Here is an 18,939-nt window from a genome sequence, read left to right as displayed (position 1 = left end):
CCGAAACCGTCAGGAGCATCCCAGTTCGGCCATGCTCGACTGGGCGCGGCCAACGTAGTCGGTGCCGGGATAGCGGCCCGCGACCTCGCCCAGCGTCACGCAGGCCTCGGGAACAGACCCCAGCGCCGCAAGGGACACGCCAAGGCGCCACAGCGCCTCGGGCGCGGCATCGGCATCGGGGAAGCTCGTATAGGCGGAGAGGTAGCGCCGGGCGGCCTCGCGGGTGTCGCCCTGCCCCTCCAGCGCCCGCCCCTCACCGACCAGCGCCGCCGCTTCCAGCGGGCTGCCGGGGTAGTTCTCGCGGAACCGTTGGAACAGGGTCGCGGCGCCGGCGTGATCGCCCAGCGACAGCGCCTCGTCGGCCGCCTTGAAATCCGTCTCCTCGCCAACCGCGAGCTGGCCCGAGAACCCGGCAGAGGGTTCCGAAGAGGGCACAGGCGCCGGTGCGGGCGTGGCCGCCGCACCCTCTGCCGTGGCACCGCCGCCCAGCAGCGGCGTGTCCCCCAGCGAACCGATGTCACAATCGGGCTCCAGCTCGCACAGGCGGAAATCCAGGTCGCCGATCCGGTTGGAGCCGTCAGAGACGACCTGCCCGATCCGGAACTCCAGCTGTTCGACCTTCGAGGTCATCCTTTGCAGCTCGGCCTCGATGGCGTTCAGCCGGTCCAGCGCAGAGCCCCCCAGCGGCGCGATCGCGCCCCCGGTGGTCGATTGCTCGCGGTTGAGCTTCTGCAACTCAACCTTCAGGACGGCGATGTCCTGCTTGATGTCGGCAAGGGTCTGGGCATCCTGCGCCGCCGCTGGCAGCGCCAGCGACAGCACGAATCCTGCGGCAGCGATCAGGCGCATCGGCTCAGCCCGTCAGGCCGCCGGCGGCCAGCACGGTCACCGAGCGGCGGTTCTTGGCATAGCAGGCTTCGGCGGAACAGATTTCGAGCGGGCGCTCCTTGCCGTAGCTCACGAACTTCAACCGGTTCGGGGCGACACCCTTGGACACCAGGTAATCCAGCACCGCATTGGCGCGGCGCGCGCCCAGTGCGATGTTGTACTCGCGGGTGCCCTGCTCGTCGGCATGGCCTTCGATCACGGCCATGTAGTCGGAATTCGTCAGCAGCCACTGCGCCTGCCCGTCCAGCACCGTCTGCGCCTGCGGGGACAGCGTCGACTGGTCGATCCCGAACAGGACGCGGTCGCCCACGCGCTGCTGGAAATAGGCGGTCGAGGTCGGATCGTCGGCACTGCCGGGCAGATAGCCGCCGTTCAGGCCCGCCCCCGCACCGGCACCGGCACCGTTCTGGCCAGAGCCGAAACGGTCAGCATTGGTGCAGGCCGTCACCGCGAGGCCGGCCACCAGAAGGAGGGCTTTGGTAAGATGTTTCATCGCACTGTCCTGCTCTTTTCGTTGCCGCAACGGTAGCACGGCCAACGGATTGTGTGAATCGTCTATCGTCAAGATGTGGGATGGGTCCCTGCCCCACCCCACCAGATCGTCACTGCAACGGTCCCCAGCTGGGGTCCGAAGCCCCGGCGGGCGTCCGCACCCGCTGCAGGTTCCGGCCCGAGATATCGACCGTGTACAGCGCCGAGGCGCCCTGCGCGCCCTGGGTTTCGCGGGCGAACATGATGACGCGCCCGTTGGGCGACCATGTCGGGCCCTCGTCGAGGAAAGAGGCCGTCAGCAGGCGCTCCTCGCTGCCGTCCACCTTCATCACGCCGATGTGGAAGCGCCCGGCGTTCTGCTTGGTAAAGGCGATGCGGTCGCCGCGCGGCGACCAGACCGGCGTGCCGTAGCGGCCATCGCCGAACGAGATCCGCTGCGCCTCGCCACCGGCGGCGGGCATCACATACAGCTGCTGCCGCCCCGACCGGTCGCTTTCAAAGACGATCTGGCTGCCATCGGGCGAGAAGCTGGGCGCCGTCTCGATCGAGGGGGCCGAGGTCAGCTGCCGCGTCGCACCGCTGGCCACGTCCATCGCGTAGATATCCGTGTTCGACCCGGTCGTCAGCGAGTAGACGATCTGCTGCCCGTTCGGCGAGAAGCGCGGCGCGAAGGTCATCTCGCCGCTACCCGCCTGCAGGATCCGACTGTTCACCGCGCCCACGTCGACGATGTGGATCCGCGGGAAACCACTGGCGTAAGAGGTATAGAGAACCCGGCTGCCATCGGGCGAGAAGCGCGGCGCCAGCACCAGCGCCGAGGCATCGGTCAGGTACTGCACATTCGCGCCGTCGTAATCCATCACGCCAAGGCGCTTCTGGCGGTCGTCCTTCGGCCCGGTCTCGGAGACGAAGACCACGCGGCTGTCGAAGTAGGGCTGTTCGCCGGTCAGGCGGCTGTAGACCTGATCCGCGACCTTATGCGCCAGACGCCGCACGCCCGAGGTGTCAGAGGCGAACTGCATGCCCTGCCCCAGCTCGGTGCCCGCGAAGACATCCCAGACCCGGAACTTGACCACGACCCGGCCCGCGCCGTCCGCCGTCACCGCGCCGGTGATCAGCGCCTGCGCGTTGACCGCCTTCCAGTCGGCGAACTGGATCGGCGCGCCAAAGCTGCTGACCCGGCTGATATGCGCGTCGCGCGGAACCTCGCGGAACAGGCCCGTTCCGATCAGGTCCGAGGCGATCACATTGGTGATCTCGTCGGCATAGGGCTGCGCCGCCGGGGTTTCCGCCACGAAGGACGGCACCGCGAAGGGCATTGGTTCGATCACGCCCTCGGTGATCTCGATGCGCAGCGGACCGCCCTGCGCCGCAGCGATGGCGGGCAAGACAAGGGCTGCAAGGGCAAACAACAGGGAGGCGAGCGCTGCTCTCATCTCGGATCCCTCCTTAAGGGACTGCTCTGATCGGCTTGGGGCGGGTCTGTCGCCCGCTGCCGGGTTAACATAGCCCGGAAAGCGCCGCCGCAAAACCGCGTTTCGGGGGGAAGTCGGCGGGGAATCGCGCAGATTTTCACGCAAGGTTGCAGTTGAAACGGTGCGCGACGGGGCCAGGGTCATCGGCCCCCCGCCGCCATCGGGTCGAAGCGCCGCGCGATCATGCGCCACGCCTCGCCATCGGTCCGGGGCAGCGGGTAGCCATGCCCCATGCAGCGCAGCAGGATCCGGGCCGCCGCGACAGCACGCCCCGCGCCCGAGACCGCTTCCGGCCTGCCTGCCCCCGGCCATCCGGGGTCCCGTGGATGCCCCTGGGGGTGGTGCCTTCCGCCGCAGGGCTGCCCGGCACCAGCCGCCAGCAGGCCCGCAGCCGGCAGCGGATGGCGGGCAACGCCCGTCGCCGCGAGACGGCCGCCTGTGCCGAGGCCGGGACAGCCAGAAGGGCAAGACCGGCGGCCATCGCCTTCACCGCAGCCTCATCTGTTCGGGGTTGAAGGTGATCTCGATCTCTTTCCAGTGCGCGTATTTGTCCGAGGGCAGCGGGTAGCCGTCCTTCTGGCAGCGCAGGACCGCGCGGCGCGCCGCCTGAAAGGCCGTCTCCACCGCCGCGCCGGAGCCGCCCGAGTTGCCGACCATGCGGATGCTGCTGGCGTTCACGGTGCCGTCGGGCTCCATGTCCATGGCAACCGTCACCGTGACATCCGCCGCTTCCGAGCCGACGTCGACGATCCAGCAGGCCTTGACCGCGACGATCAGGTCCTGCTGCTCGGCGGTGGTCAGCGCAGGGCCGACCGGCGCGTCGGCGGGTGCGCCCCCGCCCGCGAGGGCCTCTGCCAGCGCATCCGCAAGCGCGTCGTCGGTCGAGGGCGACGGCGCGCGCTCCGGCTCGGGCGTCTCCGAGGGCTGGGCCGCGGGGGCCGGGTCAGGCTGCGACTGTGCCGCCTCGGCCACGCGGTCGGGACGGGTGCGGGGCCGCATCGAGGCGGTGGGCGCACGCGAGCCGGACGGATCGTCGGCCTCTTCGGTGACGATCTCGGTGGTGGTCTCGGGCGGGGCCTCGGCCTCGGCGGGCTCTTCGACCACATCGGGGCTTTGCGCGTCGGGGTCGGCGGCGGGCTGCACGTCCTCGGCGATGACCGCGTCGGGTTCCGGTTCCGGCGTCGGCTCTGTCGAGACGCGCGGCGCCGGGCGCGGCTGCGGACGGCGCGAGTTATCCGGCGCCAGCACCTGCGGCTCGGGGTTCGGCACAAGGGCGGGCGGCGCAGGCACCGGATCGGGCTGCGGCTGCGGTTGCGGCTGGGGTTCCGGCTCTGGCGCGGGCGCCGGTTCCGGTTCGGGCTGCGGTTCGGGTTCCGGGGCCGGCTGCGGCTCTGGCTCGGGGGCGGGCTGCGGCTCTGGCTGCGGTTCCGGCATGGGTTCGGGCTCCGGGGCCGGTTCAGGCTCTGGCTCCGGCAGGGGTTCCGGCTCTGGCTCGGGCGCGGGTTCGGGCTGCGGTTCCGGCTCGGGTTCCGGCGAGGGCACAAGAGAGGGCACTTCCGCCGGTGGCGCTTCTGGCGCCTGCGTCAGTGCGGCGAAATCGGCCTCGGACAGCACCGTCACATCGGCCACCGACAGCTCTGGCGGAGGCGCGGAAAAGAGGTCGCCCAGCATCAGCCACGCGAACACAAGGGCGTGCGCCCCAAGAGATATGCCGAACTCGCGTTGCACCCTGGCCCTCAGTCGCTGCCCGGCTCGTCAAGCGCCGGGCCGCCCACGTCGGTCACGAGGCCGATGGAGGAAAAGCCGCCCGCGTTCAGCGCGCCCATGATCTGGGCGACCTGCTCATAGGGCACGGCGCCGTCGGCGCGCAGGTAGACACGGTCGTCAGAGCGTTCCGCCGCGATGGCGCGCAACCGGCCCACCAGCTCGTCGCGGCCCACCTCGGTCGACTGGATCAGCACGAGGCCGTCCGCCGACAGGGTCACGGTCAGCGGCTCTTCGGTCTCTGACGGCAGCGCCTGCGCGGCGGTCTTGGGCAGTTCCACCGGCACGCCCACGGTCAGCAGCGGCGCCGCCACCATGAAGATGATGAGCAGCACCAGCATCACGTCCACGAAGGGGGTGACGTTGATCTCGGACATGGGCTGAGCGCCGCCGCCGCGCCGTCCGCGCCTGCGCCGCTTGCCCCCGCCGCCTTTCATGACGCCCGCTCCCATGGGTCAGGCGTCCAGCTGGCGCGAGAGGATGGTCGAGAATTCGTCGGCGAAGGCCTCGTAGTTGCCGACGATGCGGTCGCTGTCGGCGGAGAACTTGTTGTAGAAGATCACCGCCGGAATCGCCGCGAGCAGGCCCAGACCGGTGGCCAGCAGCGCCTCGGCGATGCCCGGCGCCACGACCACCAGCGAGGTGTTCTGCTGCTCGGCGATCTGGATGAACGAGTGCATGATGCCGAAGACCGTGCCGAAGAGGCCGATGAAGGGCGCGGTGGAGCCCACCGTCGCCAGCACCGGAAGGCCGCGCTGCAGCGTGTCCGCCTCTTTCTGGATCGCCACGTCCATGCTGCGGTCGATGCGGCTTTGGGCATTGGCGATCAGCCCGCCGTCCTCGCGGTGGCTGCGGCGCCATTCCATCATGCCCGCCACGAAGACCCGTTCCGACCGGCCCTTGGGTTCCGGCCCCAGCTGGTCGAAGAGCTCGTCCAGCGGCTCTCCGCTCCAGAAGGCGCGGTCGAACTTGGCGGCCTCGCGGCGCGCCTGACGATAGCTGACGAACTTCTCGAAGATGATCGCCCAGGCCCAGACAGAGGCCACGGTCAGCATCAGCATGACGAGTTTGACGGTCAGGGTGGCGCGCGCAAAGAGTCCCCACAAGGAGAAATCGATGGCCTGCGCCGCCGCAAGCGTTTCTGCTTCCATAGAACCTGCTCTTTTCCTGTCGGCCCCTGTTTCGGGGCTCTGATTACCGCGCATTGTAGCGGAATGGCAGGGCCCTGACCACAGATTTGCGTGATCGCCCCGAGAGCCCTGCCGCCTGAGCGATTCCTTGCCGCAGGCCGCAGGCCCTCGCCCGCCGCCCCCGGCCCGCGCGCCGGCAGGCCACACCGGGCGGCGAGACAGCCAGGGCAAGCCCGGCACGCGCGGCGCCCGCCGGAGACCAGCGACCGGCCGGTCACCCTGCCCGCCCATACAGTCGGGTTTCGCCTGCCTGCGGCAGGCGACCGGCCGGGGAGGCTCTGCCTCCCCGGACCCCTCCGAGGTATTTGAAGACCAAAGAAGTCAGGCCTGCTGCCCGCCCGTTGCCCGGGGCCTTGCGGGACAGCTCAGGCCCGCCCCCCCTGGGATTGGGACCGGCACGGGGTTTCAGTGCACGCGATTGCGCAGGACCGCGGGCAGGCGCGCCGGGTGGCCGTCGAGCGTGGCGCAGACCGCCGTCACATCGGCGCGGAAGATCACCTCTTCGCCGCGCAGGACCTCCTGTGCCATGATCAGCCGCACGCCGGTCATCGCCTTGACGGTCGTGCGCACCTGAAGCCGGTCGTCGTATTTCGCCGGAAGCAGGTAATCGCATTCGATCCGGCGCACGACGAAGACGATGCCCTCTTCGCGCATGGCGTTCTGGTCGAGCCCCTGGTCCTTCACCCATTCGGACCGGGCGCGTTCGATGAACTTCAGGTAGTTGGCGTGGTAGACGATCCCCGCCATGTCGGTGTCTTCGTAGTAGACCGTCACCGGAAAGATGTGCATGCGGGACCCCCTTGCCGTCGGGCCGGACCCTAGGCGGCCCCCGTCTTCGGCGCAAGACGCGCTCAGCGCCCCCGGCGCTTGCGCCGCCCGCCCGCGCTGCGGCTGTGGAACCCCGGCGGCCGCTGCGCCACCCAGGCGAGGAACCCGGCCAGCGCCGGATGGGCGCGCAGCGCCGCGACCGTGTTCAGGTCGCGCGCCAGCTCGGCCTCGGTGAAGCGGGCGTGGATCTCGTTGTGGCAGATCTGGTGCAACAGCACGACCGGGCCGCCCTTGCCGCCCTTCAGGCGCGGCGTCAGGTGATGCAGGCTTTGCTTCGCCCCGGGCGGAATCGGGCGCAGGCACAGCGGGCAGATCGGATCGCGGGACATGGCGGCGGCTCTTGTGCAACGAGGGGGCTTTGGGCAGAAGAGTGGTCGCAGAGCGCGGGGGATCAAGGCCTTGGACATCGACCTGACCACTTTGCCGGAGCCGGTCCGGCAGGCCGCCGACTGGGCCCGGCAGGGCTGGGAGATCGCCCGCCAGTGGCTGCTGTCGCCCGCCGCCTGGTCGCAATTCGCGCTGCTGCTGACGGCCTTCGTGCTGGCCTGGCTGGTGACGCGGCGCCTGCGCCCCGCCCTGAACCGCGCCCTGACCCCCGAGGACGAACGCAGCGGCCTGCTGGCCAGCCTGCGCCTGTTCCTGCTGATCTTCGTGCCGCTGCTGCTGCCGGTCCTTGCCTACCTGCTGACCGCCGTCGGCGAGGGGCTGACCCGGGCGCTGTTCGGGTCCGGCGCGGTGATCGCCTTCGGCAAGCGCCTGTTCCTCTTCCTTGCCGCCCGCATCCTCGTGCGCGAGATCGTCACCGATCCCTTCCTGAAGCTGATCGGACGGATGATCCTGCTGCCGGTCATGGCGCTGTATGCGCTGGGGATCCTGGAGCCGGCGACGCAGTTCCTGAGCGACACCACCATCGCCCTTGGCAACATCCGCTTCAGCGCGCTGTCGGTGGTGCGCGGGCTGATCGCCGGGTCGGTCCTGTTCTGGCTGGGCCGCTGGTCGAACGACCAGACCGGCGGCTATATCGAACGGCAGGAGATGCGCCCCGCGACCCGGCAACTGGCCGCCAAGGCGGCAGAGGTGACGATCTACGGCATCGCCTTCCTGCTGCTGATGAACATCATCGGCGTGCCGCTGGCCTCGCTTGCGGTTATGGGCGGCGCCATCGGCGTGGGTCTGGGCTTCGGGCTGCAGAAGATCGCCTCGAACTATATCTCGGGGGTGATCCTGCTGCTGGAAGGTCAGGCCACGCTCGGCGATTTCGTCGAGCTGGACAGCGGCGTCTCCGGCACCATCGTCCGGACCACCGCCCGCGCCATGATCCTGGAGACCTTCGACGGGCGCTGGGTGGTCGTGCCGAACGAGGATTTCATCACCACGCGCGTGGTCAACTATTCCGACCAGGGCTCGTCGAACCGCTTCGAGGTGCCCTTTTCGGTCAGCTACGACACCGACATCAACCGCGTCCCGGCGATCATCGAAGAGGCGGTGGCCAGGCACCCGGCGGTTCTGGACAGGCCCAGCCCGCCGGATTGCGAGCTGCGCGGCTTTGGCGACTCGGGTGTGGATTTCGCGGTGGAGTTCTGGTGCAACGGCCATGACGACGGGCCGAACAAGTTCACCTCGGACGTGGGCTTCCTGATCTGGAACGCGCTCAAGGCGCATGACATCGAGATCCCCTATCCGCATCGCGTCGTGGAGCTGCGCCAGACCGCGCCGGGGGCCGCGTGACCCGGGTCGATGCGCTGGTGATCGGGGGCGGCCCGGCGGGACTGATGGCCGCCGACGCCCTGCTGTCCGAGGGGCGGAGCGTGCTTCTGGCCGAGGCCAAGCCCTCGGTGGCGCGCAAGTTCCTGATGGCCGGGAAGTCCGGGCTGAACCTGACCAAGGACGAGGCTTCCGAGGCCTTCCACAGCGCCTACGGCGGGTCGGAAGCGCCGCTGCGCGCCGCCCTGACGGCGTTCGGCCCCGGCCCGGTGCAGCACTGGGCCGAGGGGCTTGGACAGCCGGTCTTCACCGGCTCTTCGGGGCGGGTCTTTCCCCGCGCCATGAAGGCCTCGCCGCTGTTGCGGGCCTGGCTGCGGCGGTTGGACGCGATGGGGCTGGAGCTGCGCACCCGCTGGCGCTGGCAGGGCTGGGACGGCGCGGTCGCGCTGTTCGAAACGCCCGAGGGGGCGCAGCGCGTAACGGCGGGCGCCACCGTGCTGGCCCTGGGCGGCGCCAGCTGGGCGCGGCTGGGATCGGACGGCGCATGGGCGCCGGTGCTGGGCGCGCAGGGGGTCGGACTGGCGCCTTTCGCGCCCTCGAACGCCGGGGTTCTGGTGGACTGGTCCAGCCACATGACCCGGCACTTCGGCGCGCCGGTGAAGAACGCGCTGTTCCGGGCCGGGGCCATGGCGAACCGGGGCGAAGCGGTGATCTCGGTGCGCGGACTGGAGGGCGGCGGGATCTATCCGCTGACCCCCGCCCTGCGCGAGGGGCATGGCTTGACGGTGGACCTGTTGCCGGACCTCTCGACCGGGGCGCTGGCCGCCCGCCTGTCGGCCCGCCCGCGTGGCAAGCAAAGCCTGACCTCCTGGCTGCGCAAGACGCTGAAGCTGCCGCCCGCCACGCTGGCGCTGCTGCAGGACTGCGCCCGCCCGCTGCCGGTGGCGCCCGAGGCCCTGGGCGCTGTGCTGAAGGCCCTGCCGGTGCCGGTTGCGGGGCTGCGCCCGATGGACGAGGCGATCTCGACCGCCGGGGGGGTGCGCTTCGAGGCCCTGACGCCCGACCTGATGCTGACGGCGCGGCCCGGCTGTTTCTGCGCGGGCGAGATGCTGGACTGGGAGGCCCCCACCGGGGGCTACCTTTTGACCGCCTGCCTTGCCACGGGCCGACAGGCCGGGCGCGCGGCCGCCGACTGGCTGAAGCGGGTGCCCTAGGGCGCGCTGGCCGATGGCGGCGACCGGGCCGGGGGCCTTGCCCCCGCTCGCGGCGCTCGCTCCCCCAAGGTATTGGAAGACCAGAGAAGAGCGGGCGCGGAAGCGGTGGCCGGACCGCCGGCGCCGGATCAGAGCCTTGCCGGGGCCGCGTGATCCCCTGTCCGGGACAGGCGCGGCCTGTGGTCAGCCTGTGGTCAGATTGCCGCCTTGCGGCTTTCCTCGAGGTAGATCTCGCGCAGGCGCAGGGCCTTCGGGCCCGGCTTGCCATCTCCCAGCGTGACGCCGTCGATCTCGACCACGGGCATCACGAAGGTCGAGGCGGAGGTGATGAAGGCCTCATCCCCCTGCTGCGCCTCTTCGATGGTGAAATTGCGCTCTTCGACGGTCATCTGCGCCTCGCGGGCAAAGCGCAGGACGGCGGCCCGGGTGATGCCGTGCAGGATATCGCTGGACAGCGCGCGGGTCACGATGGTGTTGCCCTTGATGAAATAGGCGTTGTTGCTGGTGCCCTCGGTCACATAGCCGTCCTCGACCAGCCAGGCATCGTCGACGCCCGCCTTCTTCGCCATCATCTTGCCCATCGACGGGTAGAGCAGCTGCACCGTCTTGATGTCGCGGCGGCCCCACCGCTGGTCCTCGATCGAGATCACCCGCATCCCGGTCTTCGCCGCCGGGCTGTCGGCCATGCCGGGCTTGGACTGGGTGAACAGCACCACGGTCTGCGGCACCTCTTCGGGGTCCGGGAAGACAAAGTCGCGATCCGCCGCCGCGCCACGGGTGATCTGCAGGTAGATCATCCCGTCCACCACGTCGTTGCGGCGCACCAGCTCGCGGTGGATCTCCAGCAGGGCGTCCCTGCTCAGCGGCACCCCCATGTCGAGCTCCAGCAGCGAGCGCTCCAGCCGCACCGCGTGGCCGTCGAAATCGATCAGCTTGCCGTCAAGCACGCTGGTCACCTCGTAGACCCCGTCCGCCATCAGGAAGGCGCGGTCGAAAATAGAGACCTTGGCCTCGGTCTCGGGCAGGTACTCTCCGTTGACGTAGACGGTACGGGTCATGGCAATGGCTCCTTCGGGGGCCCGCGCGGGGCCGGTCTGGCTCGGGCCGAGTTCTAGGCGCGCGGGGATGCCACCGCAAGACCACCGTTTGGCGGCCCGCCCGCCTGACGGCGGGCCGCATCGGGCATCAGGTGCAGCGCAGCGTGCTGCAACAGGATCACCGTCTTGGCATCGCGGATCCGCCCGTCGGCAACCATGGCAAGCGCCTCTGCCAGCGGCAGGTCGAGGATCTCGATCTCTTCGCCCTCCTCGCGCAGCCCGCCGAACCGCGCCCGCGCGTCCCCGGCGGCATAGGTGGCGGTGAAGAAATGCAGACGCTCGGTGACCGAGCCCGGCGTCATGTAGAGCGCAAAGAGGAACCGCACCGAGGCCAGATCCAGCCCCAGCTCTTCCGATGCCTCGCCGCGGATGCGCTCCGCCGGATCCGCGCCCTCCAGCAGACCGGCGGCGGCCTCGATCAGATAGGGCTCGGCCTCGCCGTTGTAGGCCACCGGCCAGCGGAACTGGCGGCCCAGCAGGACATGGCCGCGCGCCGGGTCGCAGGGCAGAATGACGGCGCCATCGCCGCGATCGTAGGTCTCGCGCCATTGCTCCGAGACATGGCCATCCGCCATTGTCAGCCGCAGCCGCGTGGTCTTCAAAAGCCCCCAGTTGTCGGACAGGACGCGCTCTTCCAGCACCTGCCAGCGCGCGGTCAGCCCCACAGCGCCGCCTCCGGCGGGTGCACCCCCCGGTCGTCGAACACCAGCGGCGTGCGGCGGTCCCCGGCCAGCAACAGCGGCCCGTCGAGGTCGGTCACCTGCGCCCCCTGCGCCACCAGCACGGCGGGCGCCATGGCCAGCGAGGACCCGACCATGCAGCCGACCATGACACCGTAGCCTGCGGCCAGCGCCGCCTCGCGCAGGGCCAGCGCCTCGGTCAGCCCGCCAGTCTTGTCGAGCTTGATGTTCACCACGTCGTATTTCCCCGCGAGCCCCGGCAGAGAGGCCCGGTCGTGGCAGCTTTCGTCGGCGCAGACGGGCACCGGACGATCCATGCCGATCAGCGCCGCGTCCTCACCGGCGGGCAGGGGCTGCTCGACCAGCGCCACGCCAAGCCGCAGCAGATGCGGGGCAAGATCGGCATAGACCTCCGCCGACCAGCCCTCGTTGGCATCCACGATGATCCGGGCCTCGGGGGCCCCGCGGCGCACCGCCTCCAGCCGGGGCATGTCGTCCGGGGTGCCCAGCTTGATCTTCAGAAGCGGCCGCGCCGCATGTTTCCGGGCAGAGGCCTCCATCCGCTCCGGCCTGTCCAGCGACAGCGTGTAGGCGGTGATCTCCGGCCCCGGCGCGGGCAGCCCGGCAAGCTCCCAGACCCGCTGGCCCGAGGCCTTGGCCTCCAGATCCCACAGGGCGCAATCCACCGCGTTGCGCGCCGCGCCCGCCGGCAGCGCCGCTTGCAGGTCGCGCCGCGAGATGCCCTCGGGCAGCCCCGCGATTTCGGCCTCGACACGCTCCAGCGTCTCGCCGTAGCGCGCATAGGGCACACATTCGCCCCAGCCGGTTACCTGCCCGCGCCGGACCTGCACGGTCAGGACCTGTGCCTCGGTCCGCGATCCGCGGCTGATCGTGAAGGCCTCGGCCAGGGGGAAGACGTCCCGCGTGACGGTGATGCTCATGGTTCCTGCCTCGTTCCGGTTCGTGCACGGGGCCCGCCCTCCCGAACGGGCCCCGTGCTTCTTCTTGGTCAAAATACCTCTGCCCCGGCCAGCCGCAAGCGCGGACCCCGCCACCGGGGCGCCGCCACGGGACGGCGGGCGGGGCGCCTTTCGCGTCAGCGAAACAGCGCCGTCCCGGCGTCAGACTGCCTCCAGCGCCTCGGCCAGGCGCCCGGCCCCATGGCGGAACGGGTCGACCGTGGGCAGGCCCAGCCGGGCCTCGACCTCGGCGCAATAGGCCGCGGCCTCATCCTCGCCCATGTGCTGCGTATTGATCGAGACCCCGACGACCGCGCAAGCCGGGTTCGCCACCCGCGCCAGCATCAGCGCCGAATCGCGCACCTGCTCCAGCGTCGGCAGGGCATAGCCCGGCAACCCGCGCATATGGGTCCGCGTCGGTTCGTGGCACAGGATCAGCGCGTCCGGTTGGCCGCCGTGGATCAGCGCCATGGTCACCCCCGAGAAGGAGACGTGGAACAGGCTCCCCTGCCCCTCGATCACGTCCCAGTGGCCCGGGTCGTTGTCCGGCGTCAGGTATTCGATCGACCCGGCCATGAAATCCGCGATCACCGCGTCCAGCGGCACGCCGTCGCCGGTGATCAGGATGCCGGTCTGGCCGGTGGCGCGGAAGGTCGCCTTCATGCCCCGCTCCTGCATCGCCCTGTCCAGCGCCAGTGCCGTGTACATCTTGCCCACCGAGCAATCGGTGCCAACCGCCAGAACGCGCTTGCCGGTCCGCTTCCTGCCGTCCGCGATGGGATAGTCGACAGAGGGAATGCGCACATCGTGCAGCGCCCGCCCGGTCTCTTCGGCCACCGCCGCAAGATCCTTCTCGTTGCGCAAGAGGTTGTGCAGACCGGACGCAAGGTCAAAGCCCTCTTCCAGCGCCTCCACCAGCACCTTCTTCCAGGCGGCGGAGATCCTGCCGCCCCGGTTCGCCACGCCGATCACCAGCGTCTTGGCGCCCGCCGCCCTGGCCTCGGCCAGCGTCATGTCGGGCAGCTTCAGGTCGGCCTTGCAGCCCTCCATCCGGTACTGGCCGACACAATTGTCGGGGCGCCAGTCGCGAATGCCCTGGGCCACCTTGGCGGCCAGCCCGTCCGGGGCGTCTCCGAGGAACAGCAGGTACGGCGTCTCGATCATGATGGTCCTTTCGTCTCGTCTTTCCTGCAGACTGCACGGTTTGACCGGGATGTCCTGCCTGTCTGCGGCAGCCGCAGGGCGATTGCGCGAATATTCCACCAGACAGATGGGGCGGCGCGAAAGAACTTCCATTTCTGCGGCAGGTTCCGGACGACGGCAGACGCTCATGCTGCAGGGCAGAAAAACAACTTGCGCCGCGCCACGCAATTTCCTAACCCGTGAGGCAGATCAAACGAAACATCCTTACCCAAAGGGGAATCGTCCATGTCCTTCCGCATCCAGCCCGCCGCGCCCGCGCGTCCCAACCGCTGCCAGCTCTTCGGCCCGGCCTCGAACACCAAGCTGCCGCCCAAGATGGCCGCCAGCGCGGCGGACGTGATCAACCTCGACCTCGAGGATTCGGTCGCCCCCGACGACAAGGACACCGCCCGCAAGCTGGCGATCGAGGCCATCGGCGACGTCGACTGGGGCACCAAGACCCTCTCGGTCAGGATCAACGGCCTCGACACGCCATGGTGGTATCGCGACGTGGTCGACCTTTTGGAACAGGCGAGCGACCGGCTCGACCAAATCATGATCCCCAAGGTCGGCTGCGCCGGTGACATCTACGCCGTCGACGCGCTGGTCACCGCCGTGGAGCGCGCCAAGGGCCGCACCAAGCCGATCAAGTTCGAGGTCATCATCGAAAGCGCCGCGGGCATCGCCCATGTGGAAGAGATCGCCGCCGCCTCGCCCCGGATGGAGGCCATGAGCCTCGGCGCCGCCGACTTCGCCGCCTCCATGGGCATGGCGACCACCGGCATCGGCGGCACGCAGGAAAACTACTACATGATCCGCGAGGGGCAGAAGCACTGGTCGGACCCCTGGCACTGGGCGCAGGCCGCCATCGTCGCCGCCTGCCGCACCCATGGCGTGCTGCCCGTGGACGGCCCCTTCGGCGACTTCTCGGACGACGAGGGCTATCGCGCGCAGGCCCTGCGCTCGGCAACGCTGGGCATGGTCGGCAAATGGGCGATCCACCCCAAGCAGGTGGCGCTGGCCAACGAGGTCTTCACCCCCTCGGCGGAAGCGGTGACCGAGGCGCGCGAGATCCTCGCCGCCATGGAAGAGGCCAAGGCCAAAGGCGAAGGCGCCACGGTCTACAAGGGCCGCCTCGTGGACATCGCCTCGATCAAGCAGGCCGAGGTGATCGTGCGCCAATCCGAGATGATCGCGGCGGGCTGACCCCCACGAGGGCACTGCGCGGCACCGAAGGACGGCCCCGGCCGCCTGTCGCGCATGATACGGAGCCGAGGCGAGCCCCGCCCACCACAGCCCGATGGCAGGCAACCGGCGTCCGACCGAGTTTTCGGGCGCTGGTGATAGCGCGTGACCGCTTTGCGGACAATCCGGGCGTTCGCAGGCACGTCGCTACCTTGTCGCGATCACCCCTGCCGCGCCCCCAAGAGACGCTGCGCCGACGCGGTTCGCGATCCGCACCGCGCGCGGTGTCCGCAGGAGGCGGCGCGCCTGGTGCGCGGCGGCAATCCACGCCAGGTCCACGAGAGCGAGGCTCGCCACCGTGACGGCGGCCACAGCCGCCCAGAGCGCGACGGTTACGCCCGACAGGTCGATCAACGTCGGCAGGAGCGCGAGGTAGAAGACCATGATCTTCGGATTGCCCAGGGTCAGAGCCATGCCGGCCCCGAACATCGACCAGCCGGAGGTGGCCTCGGGCAGCGCCTCGCCCTCGTCCGCCACCGGCTCAGTCCACATCCGCCATGCAAGGTAGAGGAGATAGGCCACGCCGAGATACTTCAGCACGACGAAGGCGATGTGGAACGACTCGGCAAGGGCCGACAGTCCCGCCATGGCGAGAGTGAGCCAGATCACCTCCCCGAGCCACATTGCGGCGACGAAGGGCGCGACATCGCGGCAGCCCCGCGTGATGACGCGAGAGACGAGGGCGGCGATGCTAGGACCCGGCGTACCGGCGTTCAGGATCAGCGCGGCGGCGAAGAGGGAAAGGGCAATTGTATCCATAAGGCGCAATGCTATTCGTCCAAGGGACCATCTTCGAGCATAAACTGCATCAGGCCGCCCCTCTCCGGCCGTTTGCGCGGCACGATGATACAGGCTGTCCATCATTCACACCGGCGGCTGGGGCTCGAACCGGTCACTGCGCCCCAACCCCCCGCCGTATCTCAAGCGCGTCACTGAACGCAGTGGACTCGCACGGCGCCGCGCCTGAACACTCCCCTCTTGTTGCACATCAAACCGGGCCCGGGGTCGGCGCCGCGCTATTTCCTGTGATCCACCGGCGAGCCGATGACCATGTAGGTGGTCAGCGTGTTCACCTGCGGCAGCGCGCCGAGGATGTCGGTGTGGAAATGCTTGTAGGCGGCGAGGTCCCGGGTCTCGACCCGCAGCAGGTATTCCACCGCGCCGGTGATATTGTGGCACTCGCGCACCTCGGGCGCGGCGGCCATGGCGCGCTCGAAGGATTCCTGCGAGGCCTTGGTGTGCCGGTTCAGTCCGACCGCGATATAGGCGACGAAGCCCACGCCGGTCTTCTCGGGGCTGATCGTGGCGCGGTAGCCGGTGATGACACCCGCCTTCTCCAGCGCCTGCACGCGGCGCAGGCAGGCCGAGGGCGACAGCCCCACCTTTTCCGCCAGCGCAAGGTTCGACTGGCGCCCGTCGCGCGACAGGGCTTGCAATATTCGGCGGTCGATCTGGTCTATTTCGCTCATTTGTTGCAAGATTATCCCCACAGAGAGGCAATTTGCAATTCAATCGCGCGCAGCGCGCCGCAGGGTTGCGCCATGACACAGGACCTCTTCCTTGCGCTTGCGCTTTTCTGCTTTGTGACCGTGGCCTCTCCGGGACCGAACAACCTGATGCTGATGACCTCGGGGGCCAACTTCGGCTTTCGCCGGACCCTGCCGCATCTGGCGGGCGTGGTCTGGGGCCTGCCGGTGATGATCCTGCCGGTCGGGCTGGGGGTGATGCAGGTCTTCACGCTCTGGCCGTGGACGCAGGACGTGCTGAGCACCCTTTGCCTTGCCAACCTGCTGTGGCTGGCGTGGAAGATCGCCCATGCCGCGCCCCCCGCCCGGGCAGAGGCAACCGCCCGCCCGCTGAGCCTGTGGCAGGCGGCGGGGTTCCAATGGGTCAACCCCAAGGCATGGACCATGGCGCTGGGGGCGATCACGCTTTACGCCGCCGCGCGGGACCTGCCGTCGATCCTCTGGGTCGCGGGCACCTATGCGGGGATCGGCACGCTCACCTGCTCGGCCTGGGTGCTGATGGGCACCGGCATCCGGCGCCTGCTGGCCCGGCCCGAGCGGTTGCGGTGGTTCAACCGGGCCATGGCGGTGTTGCTGGTGGCCTCGGTCCTGCCCATGATGCGATAGGACCGACGGCCCCCGGCGCCCCTGTCAAGGGGCACCGGGCGCTGCCCGCCCTGCCCTACTCAGCCGTGACGGAAGCCGGTTGAAGCGGCATGAAGATCTTCGTCACCAGATCCTGTGGCGCCGTCTCCTGTGGCGAGTTCATATACAGCTCCATGCACGGGGCCTCTGCCGCCTCTTCGCCCGACGCCGGCAGCCAGCTGCCGAAGAACCAGTCGTAGCAGCCTTTCAGGCCCGCGTAGGGGCCGGTGTAGGTGGCCACGGCATAGCGCTGCGCCGGCACGCGGATCTCTTCCAGCCCCTCGGGCATGGCGAAGTCCTCTGGCACGATTATCCCGGCGTGGGACCGCAGGTCCGCCTCGGGCACCGAATCCGGGTCGTCGTAGTAAAGACCGATCATGCCCCGCCCCTGCGGCCAGAGCCCGCGCGCCGTGAACACGGTGCTGACCTGCTCGAAGCTGCCCCCGATCTCGATGTAGGGGCCGCTGTGCGGCAGGGCGGCGATGCGGATCGGCTCTTCGGCCGGGCGGATCTCGACGGGGTACATGGCGGGGTCTCCTTTGATGAAATCGGGATCCAGCGGATCGGGGCCGCCCGCCTTGCGGAAGGCGGCGGGCGTCATGGCGAACTGCGCCTTGAAGGTGCGGGCAAAACTCTGCGCGTTGTCATAGCCGGCGCGGGCGGCAATCGTCTCCAAGGGCCAGTCGGTCTGAACCAGCCAGCAGGCGGCGCGATGGGCACGGATGCGCCGGACCGCCTGCGCACAGGTCTCTCCGGTCATGCCGTGGAACACCCGGTGCCAGTGAAAGCGCGACATGGCCGCGACATCGGCCAGCGCGTCCAGCGACAGGTCCCCGTCCGGATTGTCGAAGATATACTGCCGAACGCGGCGGATGCGGGTCTCGTAGCTGGCTGTCATTCCGGTCTCCTGTCTGTGGCCTTTTATGGCAGACCCGCGCCCGACAAATCTTGCTTTGTTGCAAATGCCGCGCCGCGCAGCCATATAGCGCCCGACCCTCTGGAGGACCCCGATGACCCATTACCTCGACTTCGAGAAGCCGCTTGCAGAGATCGAAGGCAAGGCCGAAGAACTGCGCGCCATGGCCCGCGACAACGCGGAGATGGACATCGAGGACGAGGCCAGGGCGCTGGACCGCAAGGCTGCAACCCTGCTGAAGGACCTCTACGGCAAGCTGACGCCCTGGCGCAAATGCCAGGTCGCGCGCCACCCCGAACGGCCGCATTGCAAGGACTACATCGAGGCGCTGTTCACCGAATACATGCCGCTGGCCGGCGATCGCGGCTTTGCCGACGATCACGCCGTGATGGGCGGGCTGGCGCGCTTCGACGACACCCCGGTGGTGGTCATCGGCCACGAGAAGGGCAACGACACCCAAAGCCGGATCGAACGCAACTTCGGCATGGCCCGCCCCGAGGGCTACCGCAAGGCGATCCGCCTGATGGAGATGGCCGACCGCTTCGGCCTGCCGGTGATCACGCTGGTCGACACCCCCGGCGCCTACCCCGGCAAGGGTGCCGAAGAGCGCGGCCAGTCCGAGGCCATCGCCCGCTCGACCGAGAAATGCCTGCAGATCGGCGTGCCGCTGGTCTCGGTGGTGATCGGCGAAGGCGGGTCCGGCGGCGCGGTTGCCTTTGCCACCGCCAACCGCGTGGCGATGCTGGAACATTCGGTCTACTCGGTGATCTCGCCCGAGGGCTGCGCCTCGATCCTGTGGAAGGACAGCGACAAGATGCGCGAGGCCGCCGAGGCGCTGCGCCTGACCGCGCAGGACCTGCTGAACCTCGGCGTCTGCGACCGCATCATCCCCGAACCGCTGGGCGGCGCCCATCGCGACCGCGCGGCTGCCTTCGAAGGCGTGCGCGACGCGCTGCGGGCGCTGCTGGGCGATCTGGACGGCATGGACCGCGCCAAGCTGGTCGAGGCACGGCGCAAGAAATTCCTGTCGATGGGCTCCAAGGGCCTCGCCGCCTGAGACCCCGCCCGGCGCGGGCCGGTGCGGCCGGCAAGCGGACCAGCCGAGATCTGCGCAGCCATCCGGCCCGATGGGCAGGACTGCCGCCGCACGGCGGG

Annotated in this window: 20 protein-coding genes; 5 read left to right on the top strand and 15 right to left on the bottom strand. The window is 69.5% G+C overall.

Annotated features, from left to right (window positions below; genetic code table 11):
• Positions 1-9 precede the first annotated feature (9 nt).
• From ACN5KJ_RS15405 to ACN5KJ_RS15370, 8 genes are all read right to left on the bottom strand, one after another.
• Positions 10-849, bottom strand: a complete 840-nt coding sequence (locus tag ACN5KJ_RS15405; RefSeq protein ID WP_418594889.1) for a tetratricopeptide repeat protein — start codon at positions 847-849, stop codon at positions 10-12.
• Positions 850-853: 4 nt separating this feature from the next.
• The gene (gene pal / locus ACN5KJ_RS15400; protein ID WP_418594888.1) at positions 854-1,381 is read right to left on the bottom strand and encodes a peptidoglycan-associated lipoprotein Pal; all 528 of its coding nucleotides are present in this window, start codon (positions 1,379-1,381) and stop codon (positions 854-856) included.
• Between the two features lie 109 nt (positions 1,382-1,490).
• Positions 1,491-2,816, bottom strand: coding sequence for a Tol-Pal system beta propeller repeat protein TolB (tolB, locus tag ACN5KJ_RS15395; RefSeq protein ID WP_347166870.1), 1,326 nt, complete (start codon positions 2,814-2,816; stop codon positions 1,491-1,493).
• 525 nt (positions 2,817-3,341) lie between these two features.
• On the bottom strand, positions 3,342-4,583 hold the full coding sequence (locus ACN5KJ_RS15390; protein WP_418594887.1) for a cell envelope biogenesis protein TolA: 1,242 nt from the start codon (positions 4,581-4,583) through the stop codon (positions 3,342-3,344).
• 8 nt (positions 4,584-4,591) lie between these two features.
• Positions 4,592-5,071 (bottom strand): protein TolR, encoded by a 480-nt coding sequence (tolR, locus tag ACN5KJ_RS15385; RefSeq protein WP_347166867.1) that lies wholly within the window; start codon positions 5,069-5,071, stop codon positions 4,592-4,594.
• Between the two features lie 3 nt (positions 5,072-5,074).
• On the bottom strand, positions 5,075-5,770 hold the full coding sequence (tolQ, locus tag ACN5KJ_RS15380; RefSeq protein ID WP_206566613.1) for a protein TolQ: 696 nt from the start codon (positions 5,768-5,770) through the stop codon (positions 5,075-5,077).
• 444 nt (positions 5,771-6,214) lie between these two features.
• Positions 6,215-6,598 carry a tol-pal system-associated acyl-CoA thioesterase gene (gene ybgC, locus ACN5KJ_RS15375; RefSeq protein WP_023850385.1) on the bottom strand — a complete coding sequence of 128 codons (384 nt, stop codon included), beginning with the start codon at positions 6,596-6,598 and terminating at the stop codon, positions 6,215-6,217.
• Positions 6,599-6,660: 62 nt separating this feature from the next.
• Positions 6,661-6,966, bottom strand: a complete 306-nt coding sequence (locus ACN5KJ_RS15370; RefSeq protein ID WP_418594886.1) for an HNH endonuclease — start codon at positions 6,964-6,966, stop codon at positions 6,661-6,663.
• A 76-nt stretch (positions 6,967-7,042) separates the two neighbouring features.
• On the opposite strand from ACN5KJ_RS15370, the gene ACN5KJ_RS15365 reads away from it, so the two are divergent.
• Positions 7,043-8,365, top strand: coding sequence for a mechanosensitive ion channel family protein (locus ACN5KJ_RS15365; protein ID WP_418594930.1), 1,323 nt, complete (start codon positions 7,043-7,045; stop codon positions 8,363-8,365).
• The gene (locus ACN5KJ_RS15360) at positions 8,362-9,555 is read left to right on the top strand and encodes a TIGR03862 family flavoprotein (RefSeq protein WP_418594885.1); all 1,194 of its coding nucleotides are present in this window, start codon (positions 8,362-8,364) and stop codon (positions 9,553-9,555) included. Before ACN5KJ_RS15365 ends, ACN5KJ_RS15360 begins: the two co-directional genes overlap by 4 nt.
• Before the next feature lie 194 nt (positions 9,556-9,749).
• Here the strand turns inward: ACN5KJ_RS15360 and ACN5KJ_RS15355 are convergent, their stop codons facing one another.
• The 4 genes from ACN5KJ_RS15355 to dgcN form a co-directional block, all read right to left on the bottom strand.
• Positions 9,750-10,613, bottom strand: coding sequence for a D-amino-acid transaminase (locus tag ACN5KJ_RS15355; RefSeq protein ID WP_418594884.1), 864 nt, complete (start codon positions 10,611-10,613; stop codon positions 9,750-9,752).
• Positions 10,614-10,666: 53 nt separating this feature from the next.
• The gene (locus ACN5KJ_RS15350) at positions 10,667-11,317 is read right to left on the bottom strand and encodes an NUDIX domain-containing protein (RefSeq protein WP_418594883.1); all 651 of its coding nucleotides are present in this window, start codon (positions 11,315-11,317) and stop codon (positions 10,667-10,669) included.
• The gene (gene dgcA, locus ACN5KJ_RS15345) at positions 11,308-12,273 is read right to left on the bottom strand and encodes an N-acetyl-D-Glu racemase DgcA (RefSeq protein WP_418594882.1); all 966 of its coding nucleotides are present in this window, start codon (positions 12,271-12,273) and stop codon (positions 11,308-11,310) included. Before dgcA ends, ACN5KJ_RS15350 begins: the two co-directional genes overlap by 10 nt.
• A 180-nt stretch (positions 12,274-12,453) precedes the next feature.
• Entirely contained in the window at positions 12,454-13,455 is a 1,002-nt protein-coding gene (gene dgcN, locus ACN5KJ_RS15340; protein ID WP_418594881.1) for an N-acetyltransferase DgcN, read from the bottom strand.
• Positions 13,456-13,719: 264 nt separating this feature from the next.
• Between dgcN and ACN5KJ_RS15335 the strand changes: the two genes are divergently transcribed.
• Positions 13,720-14,679 (top strand): L-malyl-CoA/beta-methylmalyl-CoA lyase, encoded by a 960-nt coding sequence (locus ACN5KJ_RS15335; protein ID WP_347166861.1) that lies wholly within the window; start codon positions 13,720-13,722, stop codon positions 14,677-14,679.
• A gap of 186 nt (positions 14,680-14,865) precedes the next feature.
• Here the strand turns inward: ACN5KJ_RS15335 and ACN5KJ_RS15330 are convergent, their stop codons facing one another.
• Together ACN5KJ_RS15330 and ACN5KJ_RS15325 are read right to left on the bottom strand one after the other, a co-directional pair.
• Positions 14,866-15,477 carry a LysE family translocator gene (locus ACN5KJ_RS15330; protein WP_418594880.1) on the bottom strand — a complete coding sequence of 204 codons (612 nt, stop codon included), beginning with the start codon at positions 15,475-15,477 and terminating at the stop codon, positions 14,866-14,868.
• 257 nt (positions 15,478-15,734) lie between these two features.
• Positions 15,735-16,187 carry an Lrp/AsnC family transcriptional regulator gene (locus ACN5KJ_RS15325; RefSeq protein WP_418594879.1) on the bottom strand — a complete coding sequence of 151 codons (453 nt, stop codon included), beginning with the start codon at positions 16,185-16,187 and terminating at the stop codon, positions 15,735-15,737.
• Between the two features lie 72 nt (positions 16,188-16,259).
• On the opposite strand from ACN5KJ_RS15325, the gene ACN5KJ_RS15320 reads away from it, so the two are divergent.
• Positions 16,260-16,850: a LysE family translocator gene (locus ACN5KJ_RS15320; protein ID WP_418594878.1), complete on the top strand. Its 591-nt coding sequence runs from the start codon at positions 16,260-16,262 to the stop codon at positions 16,848-16,850.
• A gap of 55 nt (positions 16,851-16,905) precedes the next feature.
• Here ACN5KJ_RS15320 and ACN5KJ_RS15315 read toward each other — a convergent pair whose 3' ends face one another.
• Positions 16,906-17,766 carry an AraC family transcriptional regulator gene (locus tag ACN5KJ_RS15315; RefSeq protein ID WP_418594877.1) on the bottom strand — a complete coding sequence of 287 codons (861 nt, stop codon included), beginning with the start codon at positions 17,764-17,766 and terminating at the stop codon, positions 16,906-16,908.
• A 112-nt stretch (positions 17,767-17,878) separates the two neighbouring features.
• Here ACN5KJ_RS15315 and ACN5KJ_RS15310 point away from each other — a divergent pair, with 112 nt between their 5' ends.
• Positions 17,879-18,841: an acetyl-CoA carboxylase carboxyltransferase subunit alpha gene (locus ACN5KJ_RS15310; protein ID WP_418594876.1), complete on the top strand. Its 963-nt coding sequence runs from the start codon at positions 17,879-17,881 to the stop codon at positions 18,839-18,841.
• Positions 18,842-18,939 lie beyond the last annotated feature (98 nt).

It is taken from the genome of Ponticoccus sp. (in: a-proteobacteria), assembly GCF_048381735.1.
This window is presented reverse-complemented; position numbering and strand designations above follow the sequence as displayed.